This window comes from Halorubrum trapanicum (assembly GCF_002355655.1).
In the GTDB taxonomy this organism is placed as follows: Archaea; Halobacteriota; Halobacteria; order Halobacteriales; family Haloferacaceae; genus Halorubrum; species Halorubrum trapanicum_A.
In genome coordinates this window covers 1,148,388-1,174,728 of record NZ_AP017569.1, presented here as the reverse complement: position 1 = coordinate 1,174,728, position 26,341 = coordinate 1,148,388, and the positions used below count along the sequence as shown (strand labels likewise).

29 protein-coding genes are annotated in these 26,341 nt (G+C 70.3%); 16 read left to right on the top strand and 13 right to left on the bottom strand.

Annotated elements, in window-relative coordinates:
* Positions 1–69 precede the first annotated feature (69 nt).
* The 3 genes from CPZ01_RS05745 to CPZ01_RS05735 all read right to left on the bottom strand — a co-directional run bounded on the left by CPZ01_RS05745 (position 70) and on the right by CPZ01_RS05735 (position 3,240).
* Positions 70–1,017, bottom strand: a complete 948-nt coding sequence (locus CPZ01_RS05745; RefSeq protein ID WP_096393848.1) for an electron transfer flavoprotein subunit alpha/FixB family protein — start codon at positions 1,015–1,017, stop codon at positions 70–72.
* Positions 1,017–1,805: an electron transfer flavoprotein subunit beta/FixA family protein gene (locus CPZ01_RS05740; protein WP_096393847.1), complete on the bottom strand. Its 789-nt coding sequence runs from the start codon at positions 1,803–1,805 to the stop codon at positions 1,017–1,019. The genes CPZ01_RS05745 and CPZ01_RS05740 overlap by 1 nt, the downstream gene beginning before the upstream one ends.
* A gap of 160 nt (positions 1,806–1,965) precedes the next feature.
* Positions 1,966–3,240 (bottom strand): helix-turn-helix transcriptional regulator, encoded by a 1,275-nt coding sequence (locus CPZ01_RS05735; protein ID WP_096393846.1) that lies wholly within the window; start codon positions 3,238–3,240, stop codon positions 1,966–1,968.
* Between the two features lie 182 nt (positions 3,241–3,422).
* Between CPZ01_RS05735 and CPZ01_RS05730 the strand changes: the two genes are divergently transcribed.
* Positions 3,423–4,748, top strand: coding sequence for a DUF7094 domain-containing protein (locus tag CPZ01_RS05730; protein ID WP_096393845.1), 1,326 nt, complete (start codon positions 3,423–3,425; stop codon positions 4,746–4,748).
* Positions 4,749–4,838: 90 nt separating this feature from the next.
* Positions 4,839–5,285, top strand: a complete 447-nt coding sequence (locus tag CPZ01_RS05725; protein ID WP_096396148.1) for a type IV pilin domain-containing protein — start codon at positions 4,839–4,841, stop codon at positions 5,283–5,285.
* A 36-nt stretch (positions 5,286–5,321) separates the two neighbouring features.
* Here the strand turns inward: CPZ01_RS05725 and CPZ01_RS05720 are convergent, their stop codons facing one another.
* On the bottom strand, positions 5,322–6,011 hold the full coding sequence (locus CPZ01_RS05720) for a methyltransferase domain-containing protein (RefSeq protein ID WP_096393844.1): 690 nt from the start codon (positions 6,009–6,011) through the stop codon (positions 5,322–5,324).
* 144 nt (positions 6,012–6,155) lie between these two features.
* Here CPZ01_RS05720 and CPZ01_RS05715 point away from each other — a divergent pair, with 144 nt between their 5' ends.
* Entirely contained in the window at positions 6,156–7,037 is an 882-nt protein-coding gene (locus CPZ01_RS05715; RefSeq protein WP_096393843.1) for a DUF6663 family protein, read from the top strand.
* Positions 7,038–7,073: 36 nt separating this feature from the next.
* Here the strand turns inward: CPZ01_RS05715 and CPZ01_RS05710 are convergent, their stop codons facing one another.
* Positions 7,074–8,048, bottom strand: coding sequence for a C-terminal binding protein (locus CPZ01_RS05710; RefSeq protein ID WP_096393842.1), 975 nt, complete (start codon positions 8,046–8,048; stop codon positions 7,074–7,076).
* 163 nt (positions 8,049–8,211) lie between these two features.
* On the opposite strand from CPZ01_RS05710, the gene CPZ01_RS05705 reads away from it, so the two are divergent.
* Positions 8,212–8,517 (top strand): DUF7536 family protein, encoded by a 306-nt coding sequence (locus tag CPZ01_RS05705; protein WP_463605025.1) that lies wholly within the window; start codon positions 8,212–8,214, stop codon positions 8,515–8,517.
* A gap of 104 nt (positions 8,518–8,621) precedes the next feature.
* Here CPZ01_RS05705 and CPZ01_RS05700 read toward each other — a convergent pair whose 3' ends face one another.
* Entirely contained in the window at positions 8,622–8,903 is a 282-nt protein-coding gene (locus CPZ01_RS05700) for a MarR family transcriptional regulator (RefSeq protein WP_096393841.1), read from the bottom strand.
* A 284-nt stretch (positions 8,904–9,187) separates the two neighbouring features.
* On the opposite strand from CPZ01_RS05700, the gene CPZ01_RS05695 reads away from it, so the two are divergent.
* From CPZ01_RS05695 to CPZ01_RS05680, 4 genes are all read left to right on the top strand, one after another.
* Entirely contained in the window at positions 9,188–9,496 is a 309-nt protein-coding gene (locus tag CPZ01_RS05695; protein WP_008443028.1) for an EMC6-like membrane protein, read from the top strand.
* A 1-nt stretch (position 9,497) separates the two neighbouring features.
* Positions 9,498–11,318: a ribosome biogenesis/translation initiation ATPase RLI gene (locus tag CPZ01_RS05690; RefSeq protein WP_096393840.1), complete on the top strand. Its 1,821-nt coding sequence runs from the start codon at positions 9,498–9,500 to the stop codon at positions 11,316–11,318.
* A 52-nt stretch (positions 11,319–11,370) separates the two neighbouring features.
* Complete coding sequence (locus CPZ01_RS05685) at positions 11,371–12,114, top strand: creatininase family protein (RefSeq protein WP_096393839.1); 744 nt, start codon at positions 11,371–11,373, stop codon at positions 12,112–12,114.
* A gap of 110 nt (positions 12,115–12,224) precedes the next feature.
* A complete protein-coding gene (locus CPZ01_RS05680) occupies positions 12,225–12,491 on the top strand; it encodes an HAH_0734 family protein (protein WP_096393838.1) in 267 nt (88 codons plus the stop codon).
* Positions 12,492–12,524: 33 nt separating this feature from the next.
* On the opposite strand, the gene CPZ01_RS05675 is transcribed toward CPZ01_RS05680, so the two are convergent.
* The 3 genes from CPZ01_RS05675 to CPZ01_RS05665 all read right to left on the bottom strand — a co-directional run bounded on the left by CPZ01_RS05675 (position 12,525) and on the right by CPZ01_RS05665 (position 14,084).
* On the bottom strand, positions 12,525–13,154 hold the full coding sequence (locus CPZ01_RS05675; RefSeq protein ID WP_172863934.1) for an L-threonylcarbamoyladenylate synthase: 630 nt from the start codon (positions 13,152–13,154) through the stop codon (positions 12,525–12,527).
* A gap of 89 nt (positions 13,155–13,243) precedes the next feature.
* A complete protein-coding gene (locus CPZ01_RS05670; protein ID WP_096393837.1) occupies positions 13,244–13,753 on the bottom strand; it encodes a redoxin domain-containing protein in 510 nt (169 codons plus the stop codon).
* 1 nt (position 13,754) lies between these two features.
* A complete protein-coding gene (locus tag CPZ01_RS05665; RefSeq protein ID WP_096393836.1) occupies positions 13,755–14,084 on the bottom strand; it encodes a glutathione S-transferase N-terminal domain-containing protein in 330 nt (109 codons plus the stop codon).
* Positions 14,085–14,234: 150 nt separating this feature from the next.
* Here CPZ01_RS05665 and CPZ01_RS05660 point away from each other — a divergent pair, with 150 nt between their 5' ends.
* Entirely contained in the window at positions 14,235–15,659 is a 1,425-nt protein-coding gene (locus CPZ01_RS05660) for a hemolysin family protein (protein WP_096393835.1), read from the top strand.
* Positions 15,660–16,241: 582 nt separating this feature from the next.
* On the opposite strand, the gene CPZ01_RS05655 is transcribed toward CPZ01_RS05660, so the two are convergent.
* Positions 16,242–16,973: a DUF5781 family protein gene (locus tag CPZ01_RS05655; protein WP_096393834.1), complete on the bottom strand. Its 732-nt coding sequence runs from the start codon at positions 16,971–16,973 to the stop codon at positions 16,242–16,244.
* A 157-nt stretch (positions 16,974–17,130) separates the two neighbouring features.
* Between CPZ01_RS05655 and CPZ01_RS05650 the strand changes: the two genes are divergently transcribed.
* Positions 17,131–18,195 carry a beta propeller repeat protein gene (locus CPZ01_RS05650; RefSeq protein WP_096393833.1) on the top strand — a complete coding sequence of 355 codons (1,065 nt, stop codon included), beginning with the start codon at positions 17,131–17,133 and terminating at the stop codon, positions 18,193–18,195.
* Positions 18,196–18,234: 39 nt separating this feature from the next.
* Here CPZ01_RS05650 and CPZ01_RS05645 read toward each other — a convergent pair whose 3' ends face one another.
* Together CPZ01_RS05645 and CPZ01_RS05640 are read right to left on the bottom strand one after the other, a co-directional pair.
* Entirely contained in the window at positions 18,235–18,954 is a 720-nt protein-coding gene (locus tag CPZ01_RS05645; protein ID WP_096393832.1) for a queuosine precursor transporter, read from the bottom strand.
* Positions 18,947–19,162: a ribbon-helix-helix domain-containing protein gene (locus CPZ01_RS05640; RefSeq protein ID WP_096393831.1), complete on the bottom strand. Its 216-nt coding sequence runs from the start codon at positions 19,160–19,162 to the stop codon at positions 18,947–18,949. The genes CPZ01_RS05645 and CPZ01_RS05640 overlap by 8 nt, the downstream gene beginning before the upstream one ends.
* 146 nt (positions 19,163–19,308) lie before the next feature.
* On the opposite strand from CPZ01_RS05640, the gene CPZ01_RS05635 reads away from it, so the two are divergent.
* The 4 genes from CPZ01_RS05635 to CPZ01_RS05620 all read left to right on the top strand — a co-directional run bounded on the left by CPZ01_RS05635 (position 19,309) and on the right by CPZ01_RS05620 (position 23,716).
* Positions 19,309–19,890 (top strand): biotin transporter BioY, encoded by a 582-nt coding sequence (locus tag CPZ01_RS05635; protein WP_096393830.1) that lies wholly within the window; start codon positions 19,309–19,311, stop codon positions 19,888–19,890.
* A gap of 30 nt (positions 19,891–19,920) precedes the next feature.
* Complete coding sequence (locus tag CPZ01_RS05630) at positions 19,921–20,715, top strand: energy-coupling factor ABC transporter ATP-binding protein (protein WP_096393829.1); 795 nt, start codon at positions 19,921–19,923, stop codon at positions 20,713–20,715.
* Positions 20,712–21,425: an energy-coupling factor transporter transmembrane component T family protein gene (locus CPZ01_RS05625; RefSeq protein ID WP_096393828.1), complete on the top strand. Its 714-nt coding sequence runs from the start codon at positions 20,712–20,714 to the stop codon at positions 21,423–21,425. Before CPZ01_RS05630 ends, CPZ01_RS05625 begins: the two co-directional genes overlap by 4 nt.
* Positions 21,426–21,535: 110 nt before the next feature.
* Positions 21,536–23,716, top strand: coding sequence for a (Fe-S)-binding protein (locus CPZ01_RS05620; RefSeq protein ID WP_096393827.1), 2,181 nt, complete (start codon positions 21,536–21,538; stop codon positions 23,714–23,716).
* A 42-nt stretch (positions 23,717–23,758) separates the two neighbouring features.
* Here CPZ01_RS05620 and CPZ01_RS05615 read toward each other — a convergent pair whose 3' ends face one another.
* The gene (locus CPZ01_RS05615; RefSeq protein WP_096393826.1) at positions 23,759–24,055 is read right to left on the bottom strand and encodes a DUF7853 family protein; all 297 of its coding nucleotides are present in this window, start codon (positions 24,053–24,055) and stop codon (positions 23,759–23,761) included.
* 222 nt (positions 24,056–24,277) lie between these two features.
* Between CPZ01_RS05615 and CPZ01_RS05610 the strand changes: the two genes are divergently transcribed.
* The gene (locus tag CPZ01_RS05610; RefSeq protein WP_096393825.1) at positions 24,278–25,291 is read left to right on the top strand and encodes a PstS family phosphate ABC transporter substrate-binding protein; all 1,014 of its coding nucleotides are present in this window, start codon (positions 24,278–24,280) and stop codon (positions 25,289–25,291) included.
* A 48-nt stretch (positions 25,292–25,339) separates the two neighbouring features.
* Positions 25,340–26,341: a phosphate ABC transporter permease subunit PstC gene (pstC, locus tag CPZ01_RS05605; protein WP_096393824.1), complete on the top strand. Its 1,002-nt coding sequence runs from the start codon at positions 25,340–25,342 to the stop codon at positions 26,339–26,341.

Genomic DNA, 26,341 nt, shown 5'->3' with positions numbered 1-26,341 from the left:
GGACGCCGTCTGCCCGTCCGGTTCTCGACCGGAGTCAAAGAACGTTACTGCCGGAACGGCGCCGCCGGCCTACGCGAACTCGTCGATCAGCTCGGGCACCACGTCGAAGAGGTCGCCGACGATCCCGTAGTCGGCGATGTCGAAGATGGGGGCGTTCGGGTCGGTGTTGATCGCGACGATGGTGTCGGACCCCTTCATGCCGGCGACGTGCTGGACCGCGCCGGAGATGCCGACCGCGATGTACACGTCCGGCGTGACGACCTTCCCCGACTGGCCGACCTGCCGGTTCTTCGGCAGCCAGCCGTTGTCGACGATCGGCCGCGAGGCGGACAGCGTCGCGCCGAGCGCGTCCGCGAGCTCCTCGACGAGTTCGAGGTTCTCCTCCTCCTCGATACCGCGGCCGACCGAGACGAGCACGTCGGCGTCCGCGATGTCGACGTCGCCGCCGCCGACCTCCTCGAAGCCCGTGACGCGGGCGCCCGACTCGGGGATGTCCACGTCGGCCGCCTCGACGGTCGCGTCGCCCACCCCTTCCGCCGGCGGCCACTCGCCGCCGCGGACCGTGAGGACGAACCGGTCGCCGGCGACGTCGACGGTCGTCTCGACCTTCGAGCCGTACATCTCGCGGGTGACGGTGAGCCCGTCGTCGTAGTCGAATCCGACCGCGTCGGTCACGATCGGGACGCCGAGGGCCTCGGCGAGGGCGGGCGCGTAGTCGAGCCCGTTGACGGAGTTCGGCAGCACCACCGCGCCGGCGTCGATCCGGTCGGCGAGCGTCGAGACCGCCGCCTGGTAGGCGTTGTGGTCGAACTCCTCGCCGTCGTCGACGGCGTGGATCGCGTCGACGCCCTCGCGGTTGAGCTCCTCCGCGAACCCGTCGACGTCGCCGCCGACGACGGCCACGTGGAGGTCGCCGCCGCGCGCGTCGGCGAGCTCCCGCCCGGCCGTGATCGCCTCGTAGGTGACGTCCCGGAGCGCGCCGCGGCGGTGTTCGGCGGCGACGAGCACGTCGGCCATCACGCGCCCACCCCCTTATCGCGGAGGACCTCGGCAAGGCGCCCCGCGGACTCGCCGGCGTCGCCTTCGATGATCTCCGCGTCGGACTCGCTCTCCGGCTCGTACATCTCGGTGATCGTCAGCGCGCTCTCGACGTCGTCCGCGGTCAGCCCGAGGTCGGACAGGTCCCTCGCGGCGATCTCCTTGCGCTGCGCCTGTCGGATGCCGCGAAGGCTCGCGTATCGCGGCTCGTTGAGCCCGGTCTGGACGGTCAACACCGCCGGCAGGTCGACGTCGGTTAGCTCCTCGACGCCGCCCTCCAGCTCGCGGTGGACGTGCGCCACGCCGGCGTCCGCGTCCACGTCGAGCTGGTTGACGACCGCCGCGTGCTCGAAGCCGATCCGCTCCGCGAGCGCGACGCCCGTGGCGCCGAAGCCCGTGTCGGCGGCCTGAACGCCGCCGAGGATGAGATCCGGCTCCTCCTCGTCGACGACCGCCTCGAACAGGGCGACCTTCGAGGCGACGTCGGCGAACCCGCCGTCGAGCGCCTCGTCCCAGACCCGGACCGCGCGGTCCGCGCCCTTCGCGAGCGCCATCCGGATCGTCTCCTCGGCGCGCTCCGGGCCGACGGTGACGGTCACGACCTCGTCCGCGATCCCGGCCTCGGCGAGCTGGACCGCGGCCTCGACGGCGTAGTCGTCCCACTCGTTGAGGTCGTACTCGAGGTCGGACTCGGCGATGTCTGTCCCCTCGATCGCGAAGTCGTCGTCCGCCTCCGCGACCTCCTTGACGGTCACCAGAACTTTCATGATCGATACTCGGTCGCTCGCCCTGTAATGGTTTTCGGAACGGGCGACGGCGGACCATCGGTTTCCGCTCGGGCCGGTCGTCGTTCGGTCCGCCGGCCCGCCCGTCGTTCGGTCCGCCGGTCGGCGCGGCCGGTGCCGCCGCTCGTCGGCAGCCGGTTCGCTACTCGCCGGCGCCGCCCTCACCGCCCTCGCTATCCTCGCCGTCGGGCAGCGAGATGAGGTTCTCGCGGCCGAGCCGGAGCTTCTCGACGCGCCCCTCGTCGGCCATCGCCGAGAGCAGCTGCGACACCTTCGCGTCCGACCACCCGGTCTCGGCGACGATGTCGGCCTGTCGCATCCGCCCGCCGTTCGCGTCGAGGAGCCGCTCGACGCGCTCCTCGTCCGAGAGCAGCGAGAGGTCCTCCCCGTCGCCGTCGGCCGCCTCGTCGGCCGCGTCGGCGCCTGCGTCATCTCCCGGGCTCGGGCCGGCGTCGTCGACGTCCATCGCGTTCGGACCGCTCGCCGTTTCCTCGCCGCCGATCGCAGCCGACTCGTTCGGGTCGCTCTCCCCGGCGCCGATCCGCCGGTACCCGACGACGCTCCCGGCCACGAGGGCCGCGGCGAGCACGATCGCGGCCATCAACATCGTCCACGGGGGCCCCGCTCCGGCGGGCCCGTACACTATCACCACGGGCTCGCCCCCCTCGAACGTCTGGGGCCCCTCGATGATCACGTCGCCGTCCGAGAGCTGCGTCACGGCGCTGCTCGGCGTCCCGGTGACCGTGTACCCTTCCGGCGTCGCCACCTCCATCGTCTGGCTCGCTTCGAGGCTCCGGAGCCACGTCTCGTTACCGGGCGTCGTCAGCGCGTCCCCGAGAACGAGGCTCTCGCCGTCCTGCGCGAGGAACGACGTCCAGGTGAAGCGCAGCCGGAGCTCGCCGACCGCGACCGCCTCCTCCGTGGCGACGTCGAACTCGCCCGGGTTCTCGTGGACGACGACCTCGCGTTCGACGTCCTCGATCGCCATCGACCGGTCGACGTTCCGGTTCGCCTCGCGGCGGAACCCCTCGAACAGCTCGGCGCTCGGGCCGACCTCGCCGTCGCGGAAGCGGGCGCCGGCGTCTCTGAACGCCCTCGTCTCGTTCTCGTCCGCCAGCGAGTACCGGACCGCGACGGTCCAGTCGGCGCTGCGGTCGGGGTTCAGCTCGATTCGGATCCGCGTCGCGGAGGGGGAGGCGACGCCGTCGCCGGTCTGCTGTCGGACCGCGGTCGAGCGGTCCCCGACCGCGTCGCGACCGTCGGGGTCGTCGCCGACGGTCGGAACGTCGGCCGGGGCCTCGTCCGCGTCGAGGAGGGAGGGGGTCGTGGTCGCGCCGTCGGACGCGCCGCCGGCGCTCGCGACCAGCGCGAGCGCGACGACGGCGATCAGGAGCGCGCGGAAGGCGGGGTGCCGCATACGTCCCGGGGAACTCGCGCGCCGGGCAAAACGCTTTCCATACACTGTTTTTTGACACGACGTCCGCGAGAACGCTCGCCGCAACCGGGGCCTGGACCGGATTCGACCGCGTCGGAGCGGCCCGCACCCCCCGGCCGACCGTAGTGGGTGGATTTTTGTGTCGCGGGTCGAACTCCCGGACGATGAGAGCCCTCCCGATCGCCGCGGTCGCGGTCCTGTTGCTCGTGGCCCCGGTCGCCGGCGTCACCGCGCCCGGCGCCGTCTCGCACTCCGCCGATTCGGCCGCTTCCGCCGATCCGGCGCCGTCCGTCGATTCGACCGTTTCCGTCAATTCCCCGCTGTCCGCCGATTCGGCATCGACCGCCACCGGGCAGACGACGCCGCAGATCGACACGGCGAACCTCACGCTCCGAACGCTCTCGACGCCGCCAGGGGCGGCGACGCGCGTCAGCGAATACACTCGCGGTCCCGACCTCGGGTCGTCGCTCGGGTTCGCGACGGCCGACGCCGACGCCGCTTTCGAGACCGCCGCCGTCGTCGACCGGATCGAACGCGCCGAGGGGGGCGTCGAACGCCAACAGCAGATCCTCGCGGAGATCAACCGCGTCGAGCGCGCCGAGGTGGCGCTCAACAGCCAACAGGCGAACGCGTTCAGTGCCCACGCGTCCGGTGAACTCAGCGACCGCGAACTGGTCGACGAGCTCGTCCGCGTGGCCGCGACCGCCCGCGAGTACGACGAGCGGCTCGACGCGATCGACGAGCTCGCCGAGGCGACCGACGACTTCAGTTCGCCCGGCCGGCTCGACGAACTTCAGGTGGCGCTTCAGGTGTACGAGGGACCGGTCCGCGACCACGCGCTCGCGATCGCTCGCGGACAAACCGGCCCGAGCGACATCTACGTACAGTCGAGTCAGGGCGCCGTCGTGCTGGCGACGGTCGTCGACGGCGAGTACGTCCGCGAGGTGTTCCGCACCGACCGCTGGGACCGCGGGGGCAGCGACATCACGAACGACGCGGCGATCGAGATGACCGAGGCCGCCTACCCCGAGACGGCGGCGCTCCGCGAGCCCGACGCCTTCGGCGCGGGCTCCGTCCACCGGATCACGATCCCCCACGAGTTCGGTACTCTCCGGACGTTCGTCAGCGGCGGGACCGAACAGGTGTTCGTCGAACACCAGTGGATCGACCTGTCTGCGTTTCCCGACAGCGAACCGGTGTCGGAGACCGGCGACGGGTTCAACGTCACCGTCGAGCGGACGTATCCGGGCGGTCCCGTGACCGTCACCGTCCGCGACGAGGAGACGGGCGAGCCGATCCCTGGCGTGACGGTCACCAAGTCGGTCGGCGACGGCGACAGTCAGGCGATCGGCACCACGAACGACGCGGGCGTCGTCCGGACGCTCTCGCCGGCCGAGACGTACCGCATCACGGTCGTCGACGAGCCCCGCGTCGTCGTCCTCGGCGACATCGAGCCGCTCCCGACGCCGCGGCCGGTCGACGACGAGTGACGGCCCGACTCGGCCGCCTCCCGGGCCGACCCTTTTACCCGAAACCGCCGCAGGGCCGCCGTGCCACCAGTCGTTCGTCGCGCCCGAGGGATCGCGCCCGTTGCGGGCGTGCTGCTCATCGCGATCACGGTCGTGTTAGCCGGCGGCGTCGCGGCCGCCGCGCTCGACGGCCCGAGCGCGACGGTACCGCCGTCGGCGGTGCTGTCGCTGTCGGCGACCGACGACCGGATCGCGATCGACCACCGCGGCGGCGACCCGATCGACGTCTCCGCGGTGACGGTCCGCGTCAGCGTCGACGGCGAGCCGCTCGACGAACAGCCGCCCGTCCCGTTCTTCTCGGCCGCCGGCTTCCACCCCGGGCCGACGGGGGCGTTCAACTCCGCCGGCGGCGACACGCTGCGCGTCGGGGAGACGGCGACGTTCCGCGTCGCGGACACCAACGACCCGACGCTCGAACCGGGCCGGCGGGTCGCGGTCGAAATCACGGCCGACGGCCAGCCGGTCGCGGCGCTGGAGACGGTCGTCGAACCCGGGTAAAAACGCGCGCCTCGGGCGGGGTCGGCGTCGGCGCCGTTACTCGGCGTCGGGCGCCGCCGACGCGGACTCCCCGGCGCCCGACGCGGAATTGCCGCCCGCCTCGTCGCCGCCCGGGACGCGGGCGACGGTCGTGATGGCGCGCGGGCTCTGGGGGGTCGCCTGCTGAATGTGGTGTTCGAACTCCTCGAAGCCGGCCGCCTCGAACATCCGGTCGGCCTCGTCGGCGTCGTAGAACAGCATGATCGCGTCGGCCACCCGCTGGAGGATCAGGTTGTGGGGGTAGTCGGGGCCGACGACGAGGACCTGTCCGCCGGGCTTCGCGACGCGGCGGAGTTCGCGCAGCCCCTCGACGGGGTTGGGCCAGTACTCGATGGAGCCGGACGACCAGACGACGTCGAACGCGTCGTCGCGGAACGGGAGCCGCTCGGCGTCGCCGCGGTAGAAGTTCACCCTGTCGTGTTTCCCGAACTTCTCGAACGCCTTCTCCATCTGGTGGACGCTCTGGTCGAGCCCGTGGACGTCGTCGGCGTGCTCGAGCAGTCCCTCGGTGCCGAACCCGGTGCCGCAGCCCACGTCGAGCACCGTCGGGTCGTCGCCGAACTCCAGCCACGAGAGCGCCTCCGCGCGCATCTCCTCGTTCCAGTTGAAGCTGTTAATCCGGTCGTACACCTTCGAGAGGTACTTGTAGAAGAGCCGGGCGTTCGACTTGTCCTCGAGGATCCCCATTTACCGGTTCATTGGGTTGGCGGCCCCATAACGACACGGATCCGCGACCGGGATCCGAGTCGGATACGCGGCCGAGACCCGAGGGGGACGACCGCGCCGCTCCGCTTCCGACCGGCTTTTCCGCCCGCCGCCCCACCGACGGGTATGGACCCGACGACGAGCGGCCGGTTCCGCGTCCACGACCGCCGCCGACGGCCGGACATCGACGACGAGTCGGGCGCGGCCGACGCGGTCGACGAGGCGGGGAGCGGCGACGACGAGGCGGGGAGCGGCGACGACGAGGCTGACGCGGCCGTCGTCGACGGCGCCGAGGAGTTCGTCCTCGTCGAACTCGCGGACGAGCCGGTCGACCCGACGGACCCCGACGCCGAGGACCGCTTCGACCCCCTCTACGCCACCGCGGAGGGGTACGAGGGCGACCTCGCCGACGCCGTCGACGCGCTCGAACCCGGCTTCGTCGTCGACGCGACGCTGGCGTGGACCGACGGCTCCGCACGCTTCCGCGACGTCGAGGTCGTCCGCGAGACCCGGTTCCGTTTCGCCGACGGGGTCGAGGGGATGTTCGAAGCGGCCGTCGAGACGTGGCGACAGATCCGCGCCGAGGGGGAGCCGGTCGGCTCGATCACGACCCGATCGAACGACGGCGACCCCAACGGCGCGTTATACCTCTTCGCCGACGCGCCCGGCAGCGACACCTTCGACGAGGTGCGGACGGGCCGGCTCCCGATCGAGCCGCTCGTCGCCCGCGTGAACGAGTCGCGGGACGACGACGACCCGCGGGAGGTGTTCGTGTTACGCCCCGCTGAACACGAGTTCGTCGCCGTCTACGTCGTCTTCGACCGCGACGGCGTCCTCGCGCAGACGGTGCGGGACACCTACGACCTCGGGGCCGGCCTCGCCGCGGGGCTCGACGCGAGCTACCCGGGCGGGGACGGCGACGACCTGCTCGACGCCGGCGACCCGGACGACTCGGGGGATGACGACCTTGACGACGGCGACGACTTCGACGCGCTCGACCGCCTGTAGCCCCTCTCGTCGCTCCGCCCGCAACCACCGCCGTGCCTACAGCCAGTCCGCGTCGGGGTCGACCCGACCGTCCGGCGTCTCGCCGTTCAACACGGCGGCCACGTCGGCGGCGCCGCTCCGGTTCAGGTCGTCGCTCGCCTCCTCGCTGTACCACGCGGCGTGCGGCGTGACCACGGTATCGTCGCGGCCGACGAGCGGGTCGTCCTCGGGCGGCTCCTCGGCGAGAACGTCGAGGCCGGCGGCCTTGATCTCGTCCGCTTCGAGCGCGTCGAGCAGCGCGTCGGCGTCGACGACCGGGCCGCGGCTCACGTTGACGACGACCGAGTCTTCGCTCAGCCGCGCAAGCGCGTCCGCATCGACGATCCCCCGCGTCGCGTCCGTCAGGGGCGCGTAGACGCCGACGTGGTCGGCGCGGTCGAACAGCGCCTCGAACGCGACCTTCTCGACGCCGTAGTCGGCCATCTCGTCGGCGTCGACGAACGGGTCGTGCGCGACGAGGTCGGCGCCGAACCCGGAGAGCTGCTCGGCCGCCTGCCGCGCGATCGGCCCGAACGAAAGCAGGCCGATCGTCGACGCGCTCACTCGTCGGGTCGGGGCGCCGACCTCCCAACTCCACCCGCCGTCCTCGACCGCGTCGTCGTACGGCTTCAGCGAGCGCAGGCAGCCGAGGAGCAGCGAGACGGAGTGGGTCGCCACCTCCTCGGTGCAGTAGTCGGGCACCCGGGTGACGGTCACGCCGCGCGCCGCGGCCGCCGCGACGTCGACGTTGTCCACGCCGACGGCCGAGCGAACGACGACGTCGAGTTCAGTGGCGTCGAGCGCCGCCTCGGTCACGGGGGTGTCGATGTCGGTGACGACCGCGTCGGCGCCGGCCGCGGCCTCGATCAGCCGCTCCGTCGACCCCAGCTCCGCGACCTCGACGTCGACCGGCTCGTCGACGGCGTCGGCGAGGACCTCGCGGTACGTCTCCGGGTCTATCATCGGGAACGCCGACAGCACGACTCTGGGCATACGCGTCGGTTTTCCACCGACCCACTTGACGGCTGTCACTAACGGCGTCAGGTTCTCGTACGTCCGTTTCGATCGTGAGGATCCGCCGTCGCTCGCACCGGACTGCCCGCACCGCGGGTCGCGTTCCGATGACTCTTTGCGGTCGCCGGCCGTACGACCTCCCGTGAGCGAGGACAGTTCGAAGCCGCCGATGCTGGTTCTGTTGGAGTCGCTGTCGTTCTACCGCAACGTCCGCGTCGGCGCGGCGGCCGGGGCGCTGCTCGCGGTCCTGTTGTACCTCGTCCGGACCTTCGAACTGCTCGGGCCGGTGATCGACACGCGCGACTACCCGCTGTTCGGGCCGGACGTCTGGTTCCTCCTGCTCGCGTTCGTGCTGGCGGCGACGTCGGCGCTGTCGGTGGCGGTCGTCCTCACGATAGCGGCGGCGGTCCGCGGCGCACGCGAGGGCGAAGCGGAGCGGCCGGAGTAGCCGAACACCGCGGAGCGGCAGGCGTGACGGAGACGCGCCGCTCGGGGTCATCGGCGGGCGGGTTTTTAAAGACTGAGACCGTGCGGACGACGGGAAACGGAGCGTCAGTCGGCGGTACAGGAGGCCTCGCTCTCGTCGGCGGTGAACTCCTGTGCCGGCTCCGTCAGCTTGTAGAGGTTCTGTCTGGCGTCCGCGAAGTAGACGTCCTCGTCGACGACGTCGATCCCTTCGAGCCGTTCGAGCGCGTACCGGACGGTGCGGGCCGACAGCATCGACTCTTGGACGATCCCCTTCTGGGTCAGCGGTCCGTTGTACTCGAGCACCTTGAAGACGAGTTTGGCGCTCGGTGGGAGGTCGTCGAGCCCCTCCGTTTGAGTTCCTTCCATCGTTACGATTCGAAACCGTACACGCTCATAAATGTTGATGGAGTCCCGCCGTCTGAGCGGGTTTCACCGGCAAAACCGGCCGATTTTTGGGCCGAATACCGGCAGAAAGTTCTGGTAATCGGCCGCTGGACTGACCAGTCAGTCAGCGATTTAGCTCGCGCGCGCCTCGGCCGCGCCGTCGCGCGCCGAGTCGACGAGCGGAGCAAACCCCCGGTCGCCCCGTCGCGGCCGCGGGCGGCGGCGGGAACGAACGGCTTTTCACGGGCGCTCGCGGATCCGAAGGCATGAGCGACGATTCGGGCCTGTCCGACCACGCGCGCGGCGTGGTCGTCACGACCATCTGCTGTCTCGCCGGGATCGCGGCCGGCGTCGTCTCGGCCGTCTACGTCGGCACCGATCCGGCGTCCGCCGCGAGCACCACCGCGGTCTTCGTGCTCGGCGCGTTCGTCATCGCCCAGTACCCGATATTCAAGGCGGTCGGCGTCGGCGACCTCGGGATCAAAGACAACCTCTACGTGGCGTTTCTCACGTTCACCCTCTGGTTTATCAGCTACACCGTCCTGCTGACGTCCGCCGTCGACCTGGGGGTCTGAGATGGCCGACGACAGCATCGCGGTCGTGGACCTCGACCGGTGTCAGCCCGACCGCTGCAACTACGAGTGTATGAAGGACTGCCCGCCCAACCGGACGGGCAAGGAGTGTATCACGGAGCGGGGCGAGGACGCCGAGGAGGGCGACCCGGACCAGATCCACATCTCCGAGGAGATCTGTCTCGGCGAGAGCTGCGGCATCTGCGTCCAGTCGTGCCCGTTCGACGCGATCGAGATCATCAACCTCCCCTCCGAGCTCGACGACGACCCGGTCCACCGCTACGGCGACAACGCGTTCTCGCTGTACGGCCTCCCAACGCCGGAGCCGGGCAGCGTCACCGGCATCCTCGGGCCGAACGGGATCGGGAAGTCCACCGCGGTCCACGCGCTCGCCGGCGAGATGGTCCCGAACCTCGGCGACCACGCCGCCGACGGCGACTGGGAGCGCGTGCTCGACCGCTTCCGCGGTACCGGGCTCCAGAGCTACCTCGAATCGCTGCGGGACGGCGACGTGACCGTCGCGCGCAAGCCGCAGTACGTCGACCAGATCCCCAACCAGTTCGACGGCAACACCCGCGAGCTGCTGGAGCGGACCGACGAGCGCGGCGCGCTCGACTCCCTCGTCGACCGGCTCAACATCCGGCCGGTGATGGACCAGGACATCGACTCCATCTCCGGCGGCGAGCTCCAGCGCGTCGCCATCGCGGCGTGTCTCGCCCGCGACGCCGACTTCTACTTCCTCGACGAGATCACGCCGTACCTCGACATCGGCCAGCGGATGATCGTCGCTAGGCTCATCCGCGAGCTGGCGGACGACGACGCCGCCGACCGGTCGATGCTCGTCGTCGAACACGACCTCGCGATCCTCGACCTGCTCGCGGACACGCTCCACGTCGCGTACGGGGAGCCGGGCGCGTACGGGGTCATCACCGACCCGAAATCGGTCCGGAAGGGCATCAACGAGTACCTGAAGGGGTACCTCGACAACGAGAACATGCGGATCCGTCCCTCCGCGATCACCTTCGAGGAGCACGCGCCGCGGGTCGCCTCCCGCAGCGAGACGCTGATCGAGTACCCGGACTTACGGAAGTCGTACGGCGACGGCGAGTTCGAGCTCCGCGTCGAGGGCGGCGAGATCAACCGCTCCGAGGTGCTGGGCGTCGTCGGCCCGAACGGGATCGGGAAGTCCACGCTCGCGCAGCTGTTCACGGGCGACTTAGAGCCCGACGAGGGCGAGCTCGACTTCGCGCTCGACATCTCCTACAAGCCGCAGTACATCGACATCGACCAGCACATGCGGGTCGACGCGTTCCTCTCCTCTATCACCGACGAGTTCGGCTCCTCCTACTGGAACACCGAGATCGCCCAGCCGCTCCAGCTGGAGCGGATCATGGAGCAGAACCTCTCGGACCTCTCCGGCGGGGAGCGCCAGCGCGTCGCCATCGCGGCGTGCCTCTCCGACGACGCCGACCTCTACCTGCTCGACGAGCCCTCGGCGCACCTCGACGTCGAGCAGCGCGTGCGGGCGACGACCGCGATCCGCCGGTACGCCGAGAACCACGACGCGACCGTGATGGTGATCGACCACGACATCTACATGATCGACCTCCTCGCGGACCGCCTGATGGTGTTCGACGGCGAGCCGGCGGAGCGCGGCCGCGCCGCGCCGCCGCAGGACATGCGCGACGGGATGAACGAGTTCCTCGCCGACCTGGAGATCACCTTCCGCCGCGACGAGCGCACCGGCCGCCCCCGGATCAACAAGCCGGGGTCGCAGCTCGACAGCCAGCAGAAGCGCGACGGCGAGTACTACTACTCCGGCTGAGGCGGTCGCCTCGACCCCGAGCTTTTCCTCGCCCGACGCCGCACCCGACGGTATGCCAGAGACGGACGCCGACCTGTTCGGCATGACGTGGGAAGCGGCGGGGGACGCGATCGACGAGGCCGACTTCGCGGTCCTCCCGACGGGCAGTATCGAGCAGCACGGCCCGCACCTCCCGGTGTCGACAGACACGCTCCGCGCGGACCACCTCACCGCCGAGCTCGTCGACGCCGCCGACGAGTTCGACCTCGACATGCTACGGCTCCCGACGCTGCCGTACGGCCAGTCGGAACACCACATGCGGTTCCCGGGGACGATCACCCTCTCGACGGAGACGTACGTCGACGTCGTCCGTGAGATCGGCGAGTCGGTGGTCGAACACGGCGTCGACCGGCTACTGATCGTGAACTGCCACGGCGGGAACCGCGAGCCGCTGTCGATCGCCGCCGATCGGCTCGGCCGCGACACCGACCTCACGGTTCATTTCGTCCACTGGACCGACTTCGCGGAGGAGGATCTCGAGGAGGCGTACGGCGAGGGGTGGGGTCACGCCGGCGACCACGAGACGAGCTTCGTCGAGCTGTACCGTCCGGATCTCGTTCGGACGGAGAAGAAGGAGCCGCAGGAGGCCGCGGAGATGCCCCGCACCCGGAGCTACGAGTACTTCGACGAGGTGACCGAGCTGGGCGGGCTCGGCGATCCGACGAACAGCGATCCGGACGCGCTCGAACCGATCGTCGCCGCGACGACCCGCGAGATCCTCGGCGCGCTCGTCGAGGACCTCGACGCGGGCTGGTGAGCGTCACGCCGGCGGTGCGCCGACCCGCCCCACTCGATCCCGCGGGGAGCCGCCGCGATCCGATCCGCGGTATCGAAGCGATTAAGCCCGGAACACGCGAACGCCGGCACATGCACCACCTCATCATCCGCGGCGACCCCGACATCCGGCGGGACGCGGTGATCGAGCACGACGGCGAGGAGCTGGTCTGTTTCGGAATCAACGTTCAGGGCGGCTGGCACGGTCCGGACGAGCCGCAGCTCTGGTGTACCGTCGGCACCGAGGACGAGCGCGAGGCGTACGACAAACGCGAGTACGTCCCCCACTGGCTCGACGTCGAGACGGTCGACGCCGAGGACCTGAACGTGGTCAAAGCGAAGGGCGAACTCTCCGTCTAACCGGCACAGACGGACGCCTTTTGCCGGCTCTCCTCACTCCTCTACCGGCGGGTCCGCCAGCCACGCCTCGATGGCGCCGGCCATCGCGCCGCGCCGGTGGATCGTCCCCGCCTCGGGGTCGACGACCGTGCTCTCGGTGCCGGGGGCCTCCCCGTCGTCGATCACGGCGGCGACCCCGTCGCGAATTCGGTCGTCGAGGTCGTCCGGATTCGTGACGCTGCCCGTGCCGGAGACGTTAGCGCTCGTTGCGGTGATCGGTCCGGCCTCGTCCAGCAGCGCCCGCGCGAGGTCGTGGTCCGGCACGCGGATCCCGACGCGGTCGCGCCCGGCGGTGAGCGCGTCGGGCACCCGGTCGCCGCGCTCGACGACGACGGTCACCGGCCCCGGGAGGAACGCTCGAGCGAAGGCGACCGCGCGCTCGGTCGGCCGGGTGTAGCGGAGCGCGTCGTCGACGCTCGCGACGCCGAGCGAGAGCGGGTTCGACCGGTCGCGGCCCTTCAGCTCGAAGGCGCGCTCGACGGCGTCGGGGTCGAGCGCGTCGGCGCCCAGCCCGTACACCGTCTCGGTCGGGTAGACGACGAGGTCGCCGCGGTCGACGGCGGCGGCCGCCGCGCGCAGCTCCTCGGATCGGTCCGGCCGGTCGCTGCTCCTGTCGGCTGTCACGGGCGACGGTTCGGGGTCGAGTTGAAAAAGGGTGACGAGTGTGCGCTCGGCGGGCACGGGCTCGCGTCGGTCGGCGGGCGCGGCGCCGATCAGTCGACGAGGTCGGCGACCGCGTCGCCGATCGCCTCGGCGTCGGGGAACTCGGGGTGTTCGCTCGCGACCCACGCGTACTCGACGGTGCGGTCGGAATCGAGGAGGAAGACGGCGGGGCGGCTCTCCGTGATCCCCGTCATCCCGTCGATGTCGTGCGCGAGGCCGTACTCCTCGATCACGCCCGCGCCCGGGTCCGAGAAGATCCGGACGCCGTCGCCGCGCTCGGCGAGCAGGCGCTTGTGGGCGTACGGCGTCGAGACCGAGAGACCGAGGACGTCGAGGTCGTCGCTCCACTCGTTGTCGTCGACCGTGTTGTAGAGGTACGTCCCCTGGAACGTGCCGTCCATCGGGTGGAAGAGGAGCAGGGTCGGACCGTCGACGACGTCAGCGAGCGCGCGGTCCTCCCAGTACTCGCCGTTCACGAGCGGGCGGGTGAAGTCGGGCGCCACCTCGCCCTCGGCGACGTGGTCGGTCTCCGGCAGGGAGACGACGTCGAAGTCGGGCATCTCAGGCACCCCCCTCGGCGTCGACCGCGCGGCCCCCGTCGGTCGCCGCGTCGTCGACTGCGCGGCCCCCATCGGTCGCCGCGTCGCCGTACGTCCCCTTCAGGTACTCGACGATGTTCGCGCTCTCAGACATGGTGACGCCGGTCTCGCGGTCGACGATCGCCGGGACGCTCCGGGCGCCGGAGACGCGCTTGACGACGTTGCGCTCGGAGTGCATCGGCTCGACGTACCGGGAATGGTACTCCAAGTCGAGCTCGCTCAGCGTCCGGACCACGCGCTCGCAGTACGGACACGCCTGGAGCCGGTACAGGGTGATCTGTGGATCGCTCATGTCCCGTGATTCGCCCGCGAGACGGGTAATCGTGTCGGCAGCGGCACCCTCGGCGGCGGCGGGGCCGGCGAGCGGCGGGGGGAGAGCGGGCCGATCCGAGGGTACTCGAAGGGAACGCTTTAATCGCGGGCCGACGGAAGACAAACGAACATGGGCTTGTCGTCTACTGCGCCGCTGGTCGACGTCCTCCAAGTACCGATGCCGGGCGACGGGGTCATCACCGCACTCGGCGTCGTCGCGATCCTCCTTTTAGTCGCGCTCTCGGCGTTCTTCTCCTCGTCCGAGATCGCGATGTTCTCGCTGCCGCAACACCGCGTCGACAGCCTCGTCGACGAGGGGGTGACGGGCGCGAAGACGATCCGCGAGATGAAACAGAACCCCCACCGGCTGCTGGTGACGATCCTCGTCGGCAACAACATCGTCAACGTGGCGATGACCTCCATCGCCACCGCGCTGTTCGGGATCTACCTCTCCCGCGGCCAGTCGGTGCTGGCGACGACGTTCGGGATCACGACGCTCGTGCTGATCTTCGGCGAGAGCGCGCCCAAGTCGTACGCCGTCGAGCACACCGAGTCGTGGGCGCTCAAGATCGCCCGGCCGCTGAAGGCCTCCGAGTACGCGCTGTACCCGCTCGTCGTCCTCTTCGACTACATCGTCAAGGGGGTCAACAGCATCATCGGCGGCTCGGCGGCCATCGAGTCGACGTACGTCACCCGCGACGAGATCCAGGACATCATCGAGACGGGCGAGCGCGAGGGCGTCATCGAGGAGGAAGAGCGGGAGATGCTCGACCGCATCTTCCGCTTTAACAACACCATCGCGAAGGAGGTGATGACGCCCCGGCTCGACGTCACCGCCGTCGCGAAGGAGGACTCCGTCGAGGAGGCGATCGAGACGTGCATCCAGGCCGACCACGAGCGCGTCCCCGTCTACGAGGGGAACCTCGACAACATCATCGGCGTGGTGACGGTGCGCGACCTCGTCCGCGAGCTGCGCTACTCCGAGGGGACGCCCTCCTTAGAGCGCGTCGTCAAGCCCACGCTCCACGTCCCCGAGTCGAAGAACGCCGACGAGCTGCTCGCGGAGATGCAGGACAACCGCCTCCAGATGGTGACGGTGATCGACGAGTTCGGGACCACGGAGGGGATCATCACCCTCGAAGACATGGTCGAGGAGATCGTCGGCGAGATCTTGGAGGGCGACGAGGAGGCGCCGGTGGAGTTCGTCGACGACAACGTCGCGGTCGTTCAAGGCGAGGTGAACATCGACGAGGTCAACGAGATCCTCGGCATCGACCTCCCCGAGGGCGAGGAGTTCGAGACGCTCGCCGGCTTCGTGTTCAACCGCGCCGGGCGCCTCGTCGAGGAGGGCGAGGAGATCGAGTTCGACGAGATCCGGATCCGCATCGAGCGCGTCGACAACACCCGGATCATGTCCGCGCGCGTCACCGTCCTCGACGGAGACGCGCGGGCGAAGGGGTCGAGCGCCCCGGTCGAGGCGGCCGACTCGACCGACGAGGGCGAGACGGTCGAGGCGGACGGCGACGGCGAACCCGCGCAGAGCGACGCGGAATAGGACGCTGAATGCGGCGTTTTCGGGGAGCGGAGCGATCGTTTATAAATGGCTGTCGGCATTTCAGTGGCAAACACGGGCGAAACCACAGATGCTCATTTATAAATAACAAGCTGTGGATCAGCGGACGACACCGTCGTAGCCCAGCCGCTCACGTATAAATAGCTGATTCCGGATCGACGGTGAACACCTCCAAAGCCCCAGCCGGTTACTTATAAATGACTGACTGTGGATCGGCGGATAACACCTCCAAAGCCCCAGTCGCGAGGGCGGCGCACACTCGTTGCGCTCCTCGCTCGCGCTGCTCGCTGCGGTGCTTACGTCGTCTGCGCCGCCCTCGCGACTGCCCCTTTGAGTCCCGCCCGACCGCAACCGCACGGCACCTCACGCCTCCCCAGCCTCGTCGGCGGTCCTCCGCTCCGCTTCGGACCGCCGACTCCCTCGCGCGTGCTGTCTCGCGGCCGCCGAGGGCGGCCGCTCGCAGGCACGCGCCACCGCTGTTTTATTTATAAGTAATCGCCGCAGCCGGTCTCGTCTCCAAAAGGCGTAGTCCGCAACCGAACGTCCGTGTGCGGGATTGATCTTTTAAACCGCGTAGGCGCGGGCGGCCGCGACGAGCGCCTTCCGGTAGTCGCTCTCGGAGGGGTCGTGGCCGAGGTCGAGGAACCGCTCTTTGAACGCGTCGACGTCGACGGCGTCCGTGTCGCTGCCGGCGGCGCGCGCGAGGTCGTAGATGCGGTGGTCGGGGCCGGCGATGTCGTGCCGCTCGACGAGAGCGAGCGCGAACGCGGCGTTGACGGCCGTGATCTCGGGGTCCGCGCCGGCCGTCACGGGCGGCGAGCCGGTGCGCGACACGTCGGGGCGGTCCGCGACGGCGGCCGCCAGCGTCGATTCGAGGAACCCGAGGAGCTTGTCCGCGGGCGCCACCGAGAGCGTGATGTCGTCGGCGTAGATGTCCTTCATGTGGTTCGCTATCTGGTAGCAGTGCGCGAGCTTCCGGCGCTCGACCTCCTCGCCGGAGAGCCCGAGGTACAGCGCCTCCTCCGTCGACTGGAGGTGCGAGGGGTGGCCCTCCTCGTAGCGCGCCATGTGCGCGAGCTCGTGGACCGCCAGCTCGCGCGCCATCGCGCTCGTGGCGGCCCGCCGCGAGACGTTCAGCACGTGGTGGTCGTCGTAGTGGCCGGCCCAGGTCCGCTCGTCCGGGTCCTCGCGGACCACGACGCGGACCGGCGCCTCCACGGAGCGCTCGGTCTCGAAGAGGTCCGCGGCGCCGAGAAACGGGTCGGGGGGAACGTCCCCCTGAACGCGAAGATCCATGCGTACAGTTCACACGGGAGCGGGCGGTAAGTCTCTTGCGCTCGCGGACCCCCGGGTCGCACGCGCCGGGTCCCGACACGCCGGGCCCCGACGCGCCGACGCCTCGCCCCGCACCCCCCGGCGTACCCTTTTGAGCCTCCTGTCCGAACGCCGACCCATGCGCATCTACGCCGCCTACGACGACGGGCTCCGGATCGTCGACCCCGCGGCCGGCGCGGTCGAGACGCGCCTCGCCGGCCAGCGCGTCGAGTGCCTCTCGGTCGCGCGCGGCGAGGCGGACGCCCACGCGGACGGTGCCGGAGACCCAGCTCCGCGCGTGCTCGCCGGGACGTTCGGCGAGGGGCTGTTCCGCTCGGTCGACGGCGGCGAGCGGTTCGCCCGTGCGACCGCCTCGACGCTCGGCCCCGAGGGGTCCGGCCCCGACGCGGTGACCGCGGTCGCGACGAGCCCGCACGACCCCGACGTCGTCTGGATCGGCACGGAGCCCTCGCGGGCGTACCGCTCCGCGGACGGCGGCGAGACGGCGGCGCGCGTCGGGGGGCTGACCGACCTCCCCTCCGCCGACGAGTGGTCGTTCCCGCCGCGGCCCGACACGCACCACGTGCGGTGGATCGAGCCCTGCCCGGCCGATCCGGAGCGGTGGCTCCTCGGCATCGAGGCGGGCGCGCTCGCCGTGACCGCCGACGGCGGTGCGACGTGGACCGACCGCCCGCCGGGGTCCCGGCGGGACAATCACGCGATGGCGACGCACCCGGACGCGCCCGACCGCGTCTACGCGGCCGCCGGCGACGGGTTCGCCGAGAGCGGCGACCGCGGCGACTCGTGGGGCGTCCGCGACGCCGGCCTCGACCACGGCTACGTCTGGGGGCTCGCGGTCGACCCCGGCGACCCCGACACGGCGCTCGTCAGCGCGGCCGAGAGCGCGACGGCCGCCCACCGCCGCGGCGAGGCGTACCTGTACCGCTACCGTCGCGGCGAGGGGGGCGAGGGAGCGGGAGCGGAGTCAGGGAGCGACGCCGGGTCGTTCGAGCGCCTCGACGACCGCGGGGTCCCGACCGGCGAGGGCACGTACCGTGCTGTCCTCGCGTCCGGTCGGACGGCGGGAGCGGTCTGGGCGCTCTCGAACCGGGGACTCTTCGTCACCCGCGACGCGGGCGACTCCTTCGAGCGGGTCCCGGCCGACCTCCCGGACCGGGCGGCGCGGGCGCTGGCGGTCGCCTGAGCGGAGAAACCGGGTCGCACGGCGGTCCCGGCCGACCGGTCAGTTCCGGACGGCGCCGACGATCAGGTAGACGACCGGCGTGTCGAGGAGGGCGATGACGAGCTTGAGGAGGTACTGGCCGACGCCGAGCGCGAGCAGCGCCGGCGGGTCGAACACCGGGCCGACGCCGAGCAGGAGCGGCGCGGCGTAGAAGGCGACGCCGACGAAGATGGCGGTGTCTATCGCCTGACTCGTGGCGGTCGAGCCGATGTTGCGGAGCCACAGCATCCCCTCGCCCGTGCGGTCCCGGATCGCGTGGAAGACGAACACGTCCCAGTTCTGGCTGACGACGTACGCCAGCAGGCTGCCGGCGACGATGTTCGCCGCCGGGCCGAGCGCGGTCTGGAAGGCGCTCGACACCTCGGGGTCGACGCCGGGCGCCGCGAGCGTCGACCACACCAGTCCCAACACGAGGAAGTTCGCGAGGAACGCGACGTTGACGACGACCTGCGTCGCCCGCCGGCCGTACAGCTCCGCGTAGCAGTCGGAGGCGAGGAACGTGAGCGCGTACGCGAGCGCGGCGCCCGGCAGCAGGATCTCCGGACCGACCACCGGCAGCGCGAACGGCAGCGGCAGCGCGAGCACCTTCGCGGCCGTGAGCTGCGCGGTCGCGAGCGCGACCGTGAACAGCGTGATCAGCGCGACCGCCGCGACCGCGGACCGGTCTAGCGGATCGGTCCGGAAGGGGCCGTCCTGCCCGCCAGCAGTCCGGCTACTCATCGGTCTCCTCCGCCGCTCCGGCCGCGGTCGACGCGGAATCGCCGTCGAGGCGGTCGTGTCGGGCGTCGATCTCGTCGAGCAGGTCGAGGTTCTTCCGGATCGACGCGCGCACCGCGTCGCTGCGGTTCACGAACTTCCCGTCGTCGCCGACGTGCTCGTCGAGGTCGGCGAGCAGCTCCGCCGGAATCTCGACGCTTATCTTGGGCATACTCGCGTCGTGGACGCCGGGTAGGGATGAACGTTATTATCCGAGGATTATCGAGGGGGCCTCTCGGTGCTCGAACTCGGATTCGGCCGAGCCGCTCCGAACTCGTAAACCGCTACGTTAAAGTGGGTTTACGAGTCCGTTCGGGTATGGCAACGAACACGGAGTCCGTCGACCTCGTCGGCGACGAGGCGGCGACGAACCTCGCGCGCGCCGCGCTGTTCGCGGCGCTCGTCGGCGCGTTCGCGTACGTCACGTTCCCGAACCCGGTCTCGCCGGTGGACGTGACCCTTCAGGTGCTCGGCGTCTTCCTCGCGGGGATCTTCCTCGGTCCCGTCTGGGGAAGCGCGTCGCTCGTCCTCTACCTCGCGGCCGGGGCGCTCGGGGCGCCCGTCTTCGAGGGCGGGTCGGCCGGCGTCGGCGCGCTCGTCGGGCAGACGGCCGGCTACCTCTGGTCGTACCCGATCGCCGCGGCGGCCGTCGGCGCGGTCGTCCACCGGGGCGCGGCGCTCCGCGACCTCGATTCCGTCGGCCTCCCGACGCTCGTCGGCGCATTGGTCTTCGGCACCGCCGTCATCTACGGGTTCGGCGTCGCCGGCCTGATGATCGTCCTCTCGCTCGGCCCGGTCGAGGCGGTCACGGTCGGCGCCGTCGCGTTCCTCCCGGCCGAGGCGCTGAAGATCGCCGCCGCGGTCGGCGTCGTCAGGTCCGACGCGATCGCCGCGACGTGAGCAGTTTGCGCGCCGCCGCGAGGTGACGACGTGATCGAACTCGACGGCGTCACGTGTCGGTACGGCCGGTCCGGGAGCGGGGACGGTGACGGCGCCGGGGGCGACGCCGACGAGGGCGACGCCGACTCCCCGGCCACCGTCGCGGTCGACGACGTCACTCTCACCGTCCCCGACGGCGAGTTCCTCGTCGTCGCGGGCGCGAACGGGTCGGGGAAGACCACGCTCGTTCGGACGTTCAACGGCCTCGTCGAGCCGGACGCCGGGACCGTCTCGGTGAACGGGACCCCGGTCGCCGAGGACCTCGTCGCCGCGCGCTCGGCGGTCGGGATGGTGTTCCAGGACCCCCGCGACCAGTTAGTCGCCGCGACCGTCGGGGCCGACGTCGCGTTCGGTCCGGAGAACCTCGGCCTCTCGCATTCGGAGATCGATCGGCGCGTCGACGAGGCGCTCGCGGCCGTCAACATGGCGGGCCGTGAGCGCGAGCGGATCGACTCTCTCTCCGGGGGCGAGCGCGAACGGGTCGCGATCGCCGGCGCGCTCGCGATGGAACCGGACCACCTCGTCCTCGACGAGCCGTTCACCGGTCTCGACGAGCCCGCCCGGCGATCGGTCGTCGAGCGGCTCAGGGCGCTCCACCGCGAGGGGACGAGCGTCGTCGTCGTCACCCACGACCTCCGCGACGTCGCCGCGCTCGCCGACCGGATCCTCGGGCTCGCGGACGGGCGGGTCGCGGTCGACGCGCCGCCAGAAGAAGCGGTGTCGGCGCTGCCCGGGCTGGACGTTCGGGTGCCGGAGGGCGGCGAACTCGGAACGCCGACCCGATGACGCTCTCCTTCGTCCCCGGCGACTCGTTCGCCCACCGGCTCGACCCGCGGTCGAAGCTGCTCGTTCAGGTCGCGTTCGCGGCCGTCGCGTACGCGTACACCACGCCGCGGGGGCTCGCCCTCCTCACGCTCGTGGCGGTCGGCTGCCTCGTCGCCGCCGACGGCGGGCCGCGGGACCTGTGGGGCTATCGGGTCGCGTTCCCGGTCCTCCTCTTCGCTCCCCTCGTCGCGGGCGCGACGCTCGGCGCGCCGTGGTTTCGGGTCGAGCGCGCCGCGGCCACGGGACTCGCGAGCTACCGCGTCCTCCTGCTGCTCGTCGTCGCGGCCGCGTACGTGCGCTCGACGCCGGTCCGCGAGTCGCGCGCGGCGCTCCAGCGGACGATTCCCGGCCGGCCGGGCGTCTTCCTCGGCGTCGGCGTCGCGCTCGTCTTCCGCTTTCTCCCCCTGCTGAAACGCGACCTCGTCGCGACGCGCGAGGCGGTCCGGGCCCGGCTTGGCGCGGAGCGCTCCCGCCGCGAGCGGATGCGGCTCGTCGCGGTCGGCGGGCTCTCGCGGGCGTTCTCGCGGGCGGACCGGCTCGGCACGGCGCTCGTCGCCCGGTGTTTCGCGTGGAACCCGACGCTCCCGCGGCTGGCGTTCCGCCGCGTCGACGCCCCGGCGCTGGCGCTCGCCGCGTCGATGTTCGCGGCCGCGGTCCTGCGGATCGCGTGAGGCGGCTGCGCGTCGGCGGAGCGTAGCCCGAGCCCCGAACCGCGTGAACCCCGAGCGACGAACTCCGCGTTGTGGCAAGCTTTAACCCGACCGTATCCCGGTGATCGATCATGACTCCCCTGCAGGCTGCCACCCGAGAGACCTTCTGGACGATCGGTCCGGTGGGGAAGGCGGCGTTCTACTGGCTCGCCGCCGTCGCGGTCCTCGTCTTCCTGTACGGCGTCTACGCGCGGTTCGCGGCGTACGCGCGCGGGAGCGCAGACCCGCGGGATCGACTGTCGAACCTCCCCGGTCGGGTCGTCGCCGCGACGAAGACCGTCCTCGCGAACGAGAACCAGTTCGACGGGGACCTCTACACCGGCGTGATGCACACGTTCGTGCTGTGGGGGTTCCTCGTCTTACTCGTCGCGACGACGATCCTCGGGATCGACATCGATCTGTACCGCCCGCTCACGGGCGAGTCGTTCTGGGTCGGCGACTTCTACCTCGCCTACCAGTTCGCCGTGGACGCGTTCGGCCTGCTGTTCGTCGTCGGCGTCGGCATGGCCGCGTACCGCCGCTACCGGCAGCGCGAGGGGCGGCTGTGGGGGAAACACACCTCCTTCGAGGACGACGCGTTCGTCTGGACGCTGTTCCTGCTCGGCGTCGGCGGCTTCCTCGTCGAGGGCGTGAGCATGGTCGGGCAGCCGCAGCGCGCGACCGAGACGGTGAGCTTCGTCGGGATGGCGCTCGCGACCGGGCTGGAGGCGGCCGGGCTCACGGCCGCCGGCGCCGAGGCGATCTACGGCGCCCTCTGGTGGAGCCACTCGCTGCTCGCGTTCGCGTTCGTCGCGTGGATCCCGTACGCGAAGCCGTTCCACATGATCTCCTCGTTCGCGAACGTCGTCGCCCGCGACGAGAAGGCGGGCGCGCGGCTCCCGAACGTCCCCGCCGACCTCGACCACACCAACGCGGAGTCGCTCGACGACTTCACGTGGAAGGAGCTGATGGACGGCGACGCCTGCACGAAGTGCGGCCGGTGTACCGACGCCTGTCCCGCCGACACGGTCGGTCGCAACCTCGACCCGCGGAACGTCATCCTCGACCTGAAGGCGTATCGCGAGTCGGTGAGCGACGATCCGGTGGCGGGGAGCGGGGGCGAAGCGATGGCGACGGACGGCGGCGTCGCGAGCGCAGATGGTGGTACAGTCCCCATCGTCGCCGACGAGGGCGGCGTGGTCGACGCCGAGTCGATGGAGTCGTGTATGTCCTGTATGGCGTGTATGGACGCCTGTCCGGTCGACATCGAACACCTCACCTCGTTCACGAAGATGAACCGCCAGCTCGTCGACGAGGGGGCGGTCGACTCGAACCTCCAGGACGTGTTCCAGGACGTTATGCAGAAGGGGAACACCTTCGGCGAGTCGCAGTCGGCGCGCGGCGACTGGACGGACGACCTCGACGACGCCGTCGAGGTCCCGGACGCCCGCGAGACGGAGGTGGAGTACCTCTGGTACGTCGGCGACTACCCGAGCTTCGACGACCGGAACAAGAAGGTCGCCCGCGCGCTCGCCCGGCTGTTCGACGAGGCCGACGTGTCGTTCGGAATCCTGTTCGACGACGAGAAGACCGACGGCAACGACATCCGCCGGATCGGCGAGGAGTTCCTCTACCTCGAGCTCGCCGGCCACCACGTCGAGACGTTCGCGGACTGCGAGTTCGAGAACATCGTCTGTACCGATCCGCACTCGTACAACACCATCAAAAACGAGTACCCCGAGGTCGACTTCGCGGAGTTCGCGGACGACCCGATGATGCCGTTCGAGCGCGAGGAGCCGTGGAACCCGGAGGGGGAGATCGACGTGTTCCACTGGACGCAGGTGGTCGAACGGCTGGTGAGCGAGGGCCGGCTCGACCTCGCCGGCGACGAGCTCGACTACACCGTCACCTACCACGATCCCTGTCACCTGGGCCGGTACAACGACGAGTACGAGGCGCCCCGCGAGCTGATCCGCGCGACCGGCGCCGACCTCCACGAGATGCCGCGCTCCCGGGACGACTCGTTCTGCTGTGGCGGGGGCGGCGGCGGGCTCTGGACCGAGCACGAGGAAGACGTGAAGCCGAGCGAGGAGCGCCTCCGCGAGGCGGTCGAGGACACCGACGCGGGCGACGACATCGAGAAGTTCGTCGTCGCCTGCCCGATGTGTACGACGATGTTCGAGGACGGGCGGAAGACGGGGAACTTCGAGGACGACGTCGAGATCGTCGACGTCGCGGAGCTGCTGATCGAGGCGGTGGAGGCCGGCTCGTAGCGGTCGAGGGTCGTTTTTCTGCGAGGCGGGCGGATCCGGGGCTTACGCGCGCCGCGACCGCGCGTCCGTCGCGTCGTCGGTGCGGCGCAGCAGCGCGCGTCCGGGGGCTCGGTCGCGGACCGGCGCGTCGCCGAGGTAGTCGACGAGCGCGTCCCGGAGCAGCGCGATGTCCTCGTCGTCGAGCGCGGCGCCGCGCTCTATCGACTCGATCGGACGGCGGTACGCGGCGTCCTCGTCGGTCGCGCTCTGCGCGGCGTCGAGCAGCGCGGCGTGAGCCACCCACGCCTCCTCCCGGGAGGTGGTCGGCGCCGGCGGCCCGTCGGTGGTGGGAGGGGTCATTCGTCCGGCTTCTCCCGGTACGGGGACTTAAAACCACGTCTCAGTTCGGGGCCGTGAGAGGGACGGACACCCCCTCGGCCCGACGGCGGCGACGACCGCGGCGCCGGCGAACGCGTGTCGCTATATAGTGTATATAGTAGCACATAGTCGTATGGGGCCGTACGCGTCGCCCCATACCCATCATAGCATACTACTTAACCGGAACTCGCCTGCCTTCAGGTGATGGCTTCCAGCCACGACGCGGACGCAACGGGGATCACGCGGCGGAAATCGCTTGCCACGCTTGCGGGCGCCGGAGCGCTCGCGCTCGCGGGCTGTACGTCCGGCGACGGTTCCGATGGCTCAGAGGAGCTCTCCGGAGACATCCGGATCTCCGGGAGCAGTACGGTGTATCCGGTCGCCCAGGAAGTGACTCGTCGGTTCGCCGAACAGAACTCGGAAATCAACTTCAACCTCACCCGGGACGGCAGCGGTGGTGGGTTCAACAACGTCTTCATCCCCGGCGACAGCGACATGAACAACGCGAGTCGGCCGATCACGGAAGACGAGCTTCAGCGGTGCCGCGACAACGGTATCGAACCGGTCGAGTTCTTCCTCGCGCAGGACGCGCTCACCGTCGTCGTCAACAACGAGGCCGACTTCATCGACTCGATCTCGCTGGAGGACCTCGCGACGATCTGGTCGCCGGACACCCCGCCCGAGCTGTGGAGCGACGTCAACTCCGACTGGCCCGACGAGCCGCTCGACCTCTACGGCCCGGCGAGCACCTCGGGGACGTACGACTACTTCATCGAGGCGGTCATCGGAGAGACCGAGGCGGATCAGCCGATCCGCGAGGACTTCGAGGGGACCGAGGAGGACGACCTGATCGCGCAGGGCGTCGCCGGGAACCAGTACGCGCTCGGCTACCTCCCCTTCGCGTACTACACGAACAACCCGGACTCGGTCAAGGCGCTCAGCCTCAGCGAGGGCGGCGACGACCCGGTCGCGCCGAGCCTCGAAGGCGCACAGAGCGGGAACTACCCGCTCGCCCGGCCGCTGTTCACCTACGGCCACATGGGCAAGATCCAGGAGAAGAATCACCTCCAGGAGTTCATCGAGTTCTACATCAATCAGGCCGGGATGGACTACGTCGCCGAGGACATCGGCTACGTCCCGGCCAGCAGCGACATGGTCGAGAGCAACCTCACCAACCTCGAAGAGGCGATCGCCGGCGAGTACGAGTTCAGCCGGTAGGGATCGAAGGGGAACGCTGATTACACACCTTCCGTTTTACCAATCTACATGAGCAAGGAATCGGAGAGCGGACTCGGGTCGCTCCAACGGAGCGGGTTCGTCGTCCGGAAAGAGCGGCTCTACGGCCGTCTGATCGCGGCGTGCGCCGTCCTGACGATACTCGTGACAGTCGGGATCATCTTGGCGCTGTCGGGACGAGCCATCTCGTTCTGGTCGCAGATATCGCCGGTCGCGTACTTCACCGGGACGAGCTGGAGCCCCGTCATCGCTCAAGACTACGGGGTGCTCCCGCTAGTGAGTGGGACCCTCATCGTCACCATCTTCTCGGCGCTCATCGCGCTGCCGGTCGGGCTGGCGGCGGCGATCTACCTCAGCGAGTACGCGAGCGACAAGGCCCGGTCGATACTGAAACCGGCCTTGGAGATCCTCGCCGGCGTGCCGACCGTGATCTACGGCTACATGGCGCTCGTGTACGTCACACCGATGATCGACGCCTTCCTTCCGTTCTCCGTACAGCTCGTCCCGGCCGGCGTTCCGGTCCTCCCGGAGTTCACGCTCGTCATGCCGTCGCTCGGGACGTTCAACGCGCTCTCCGCGAGTATCGTCGTCGGGATCATGATCATCCCGATGGTCTCGTCGATCAGCGAGGACGCGCTGAGTGCGGTCCCGGACAGCCTCCGACAGGGGGGGTACGGGCTCGGGTCGACGAAGTTCGACGTCTCGACGAAGATCGTCGTCCCGTCGGCGACCTCCGGTATCGTCGCGTCGTACGTGCTCGCGCTCTCGCGAGCCATCGGGGAGACGATGGCCGTCACGATGGCGATGGGGATGAGCCCGCAGATGCCGTACTTCCCGAACGTCCTCCGCAACCTCGCGGAGTCGAGTCAGACTATCACGGCGGCGATGGTACAGATCGCCGGCGCCGACTCGTACGGGAGCGGTCCCACGTACGAGGCGATGTTCGCGCTCGGCATCACGCTGTTCGCGATCACGCTGACGATGAACATGCTCGCAGAAGGTGTCCGGCGTCGATTCCGGGAGGAGTACTAA

Bases quoted from the DNA above. Each gene is read 5' to 3' on its own strand.
- CPZ01_RS05610 (WP_096393825.1), top strand. From the start codon at position 24,278: ATGGCTTCCAGCCACGACGCGGACGCAACGGGGATCACGCGGCGGAAA.
- pstC (WP_096393824.1), top strand. From the start codon at position 25,340: ATGAGCAAGGAATCGGAGAGCGGACTCGGGTCGCTCCAACGGAGCGGG.
- CPZ01_RS05695 (WP_008443028.1), top strand. From the start codon at position 9,188: ATGAGCGACGATTCGGGCCTGTCCGACCACGCGCGCGGCGTGGTCGTC.
- CPZ01_RS05730 (WP_096393845.1), top strand. From the start codon at position 3,423: ATGAGAGCCCTCCCGATCGCCGCGGTCGCGGTCCTGTTGCTCGTGGCC.
- CPZ01_RS05645 (WP_096393832.1), bottom strand. From the start codon at position 18,954: ATGAGTAGCCGGACTGCTGGCGGGCAGGACGGCCCCTTCCGGACCGAT.
- CPZ01_RS05670 (WP_096393837.1), bottom strand. From the start codon at position 13,753: ATGCCCGACTTCGACGTCGTCTCCCTGCCGGAGACCGACCACGTCGCC.
- CPZ01_RS05680 (WP_096393838.1), top strand. From the start codon at position 12,225: ATGCACCACCTCATCATCCGCGGCGACCCCGACATCCGGCGGGACGCG.
- CPZ01_RS05665 (WP_096393836.1), bottom strand. From the start codon at position 14,084: ATGAGCGATCCACAGATCACCCTGTACCGGCTCCAGGCGTGTCCGTAC.
- CPZ01_RS05660 (WP_096393835.1), top strand. From the start codon at position 14,235: ATGGGCTTGTCGTCTACTGCGCCGCTGGTCGACGTCCTCCAAGTACCG.
- CPZ01_RS05685 (WP_096393839.1), top strand. From the start codon at position 11,371: ATGCCAGAGACGGACGCCGACCTGTTCGGCATGACGTGGGAAGCGGCG.
- CPZ01_RS05745 (WP_096393848.1), bottom strand. From the start codon at position 1,017: ATGGCCGACGTGCTCGTCGCCGCCGAACACCGCCGCGGCGCGCTCCGG.
- CPZ01_RS05640 (WP_096393831.1), bottom strand. From the start codon at position 19,162: ATGCCCAAGATAAGCGTCGAGATTCCGGCGGAGCTGCTCGCCGACCTC.
- CPZ01_RS05690 (WP_096393840.1), top strand. From the start codon at position 9,498: ATGGCCGACGACAGCATCGCGGTCGTGGACCTCGACCGGTGTCAGCCC.
- CPZ01_RS05700 (WP_096393841.1), bottom strand. From the start codon at position 8,903: ATGGAAGGAACTCAAACGGAGGGGCTCGACGACCTCCCACCGAGCGCC.
- CPZ01_RS05715 (WP_096393843.1), top strand. From the start codon at position 6,156: ATGGACCCGACGACGAGCGGCCGGTTCCGCGTCCACGACCGCCGCCGA.
- CPZ01_RS05620 (WP_096393827.1), top strand. From the start codon at position 21,536: ATGACTCCCCTGCAGGCTGCCACCCGAGAGACCTTCTGGACGATCGGT.
- CPZ01_RS05650 (WP_096393833.1), top strand. From the start codon at position 17,131: ATGCGCATCTACGCCGCCTACGACGACGGGCTCCGGATCGTCGACCCC.
- CPZ01_RS05720 (WP_096393844.1), bottom strand. From the start codon at position 6,011: ATGGGGATCCTCGAGGACAAGTCGAACGCCCGGCTCTTCTACAAGTAC.
- CPZ01_RS05710 (WP_096393842.1), bottom strand. From the start codon at position 8,048: ATGCCCAGAGTCGTGCTGTCGGCGTTCCCGATGATAGACCCGGAGACG.
- CPZ01_RS05635 (WP_096393830.1), top strand. From the start codon at position 19,309: ATGGCAACGAACACGGAGTCCGTCGACCTCGTCGGCGACGAGGCGGCG.
- CPZ01_RS05735 (WP_096393846.1), bottom strand. From the start codon at position 3,240: ATGCGGCACCCCGCCTTCCGCGCGCTCCTGATCGCCGTCGTCGCGCTC.
- CPZ01_RS05615 (WP_096393826.1), bottom strand. From the start codon at position 24,055: ATGACCCCTCCCACCACCGACGGGCCGCCGGCGCCGACCACCTCCCGG.
- CPZ01_RS05740 (WP_096393847.1), bottom strand. From the start codon at position 1,805: ATGAAAGTTCTGGTGACCGTCAAGGAGGTCGCGGAGGCGGACGACGAC.
- CPZ01_RS05625 (WP_096393828.1), top strand. From the start codon at position 20,712: ATGACGCTCTCCTTCGTCCCCGGCGACTCGTTCGCCCACCGGCTCGAC.
- CPZ01_RS05655 (WP_096393834.1), bottom strand. From the start codon at position 16,973: ATGGATCTTCGCGTTCAGGGGGACGTTCCCCCCGACCCGTTTCTCGGC.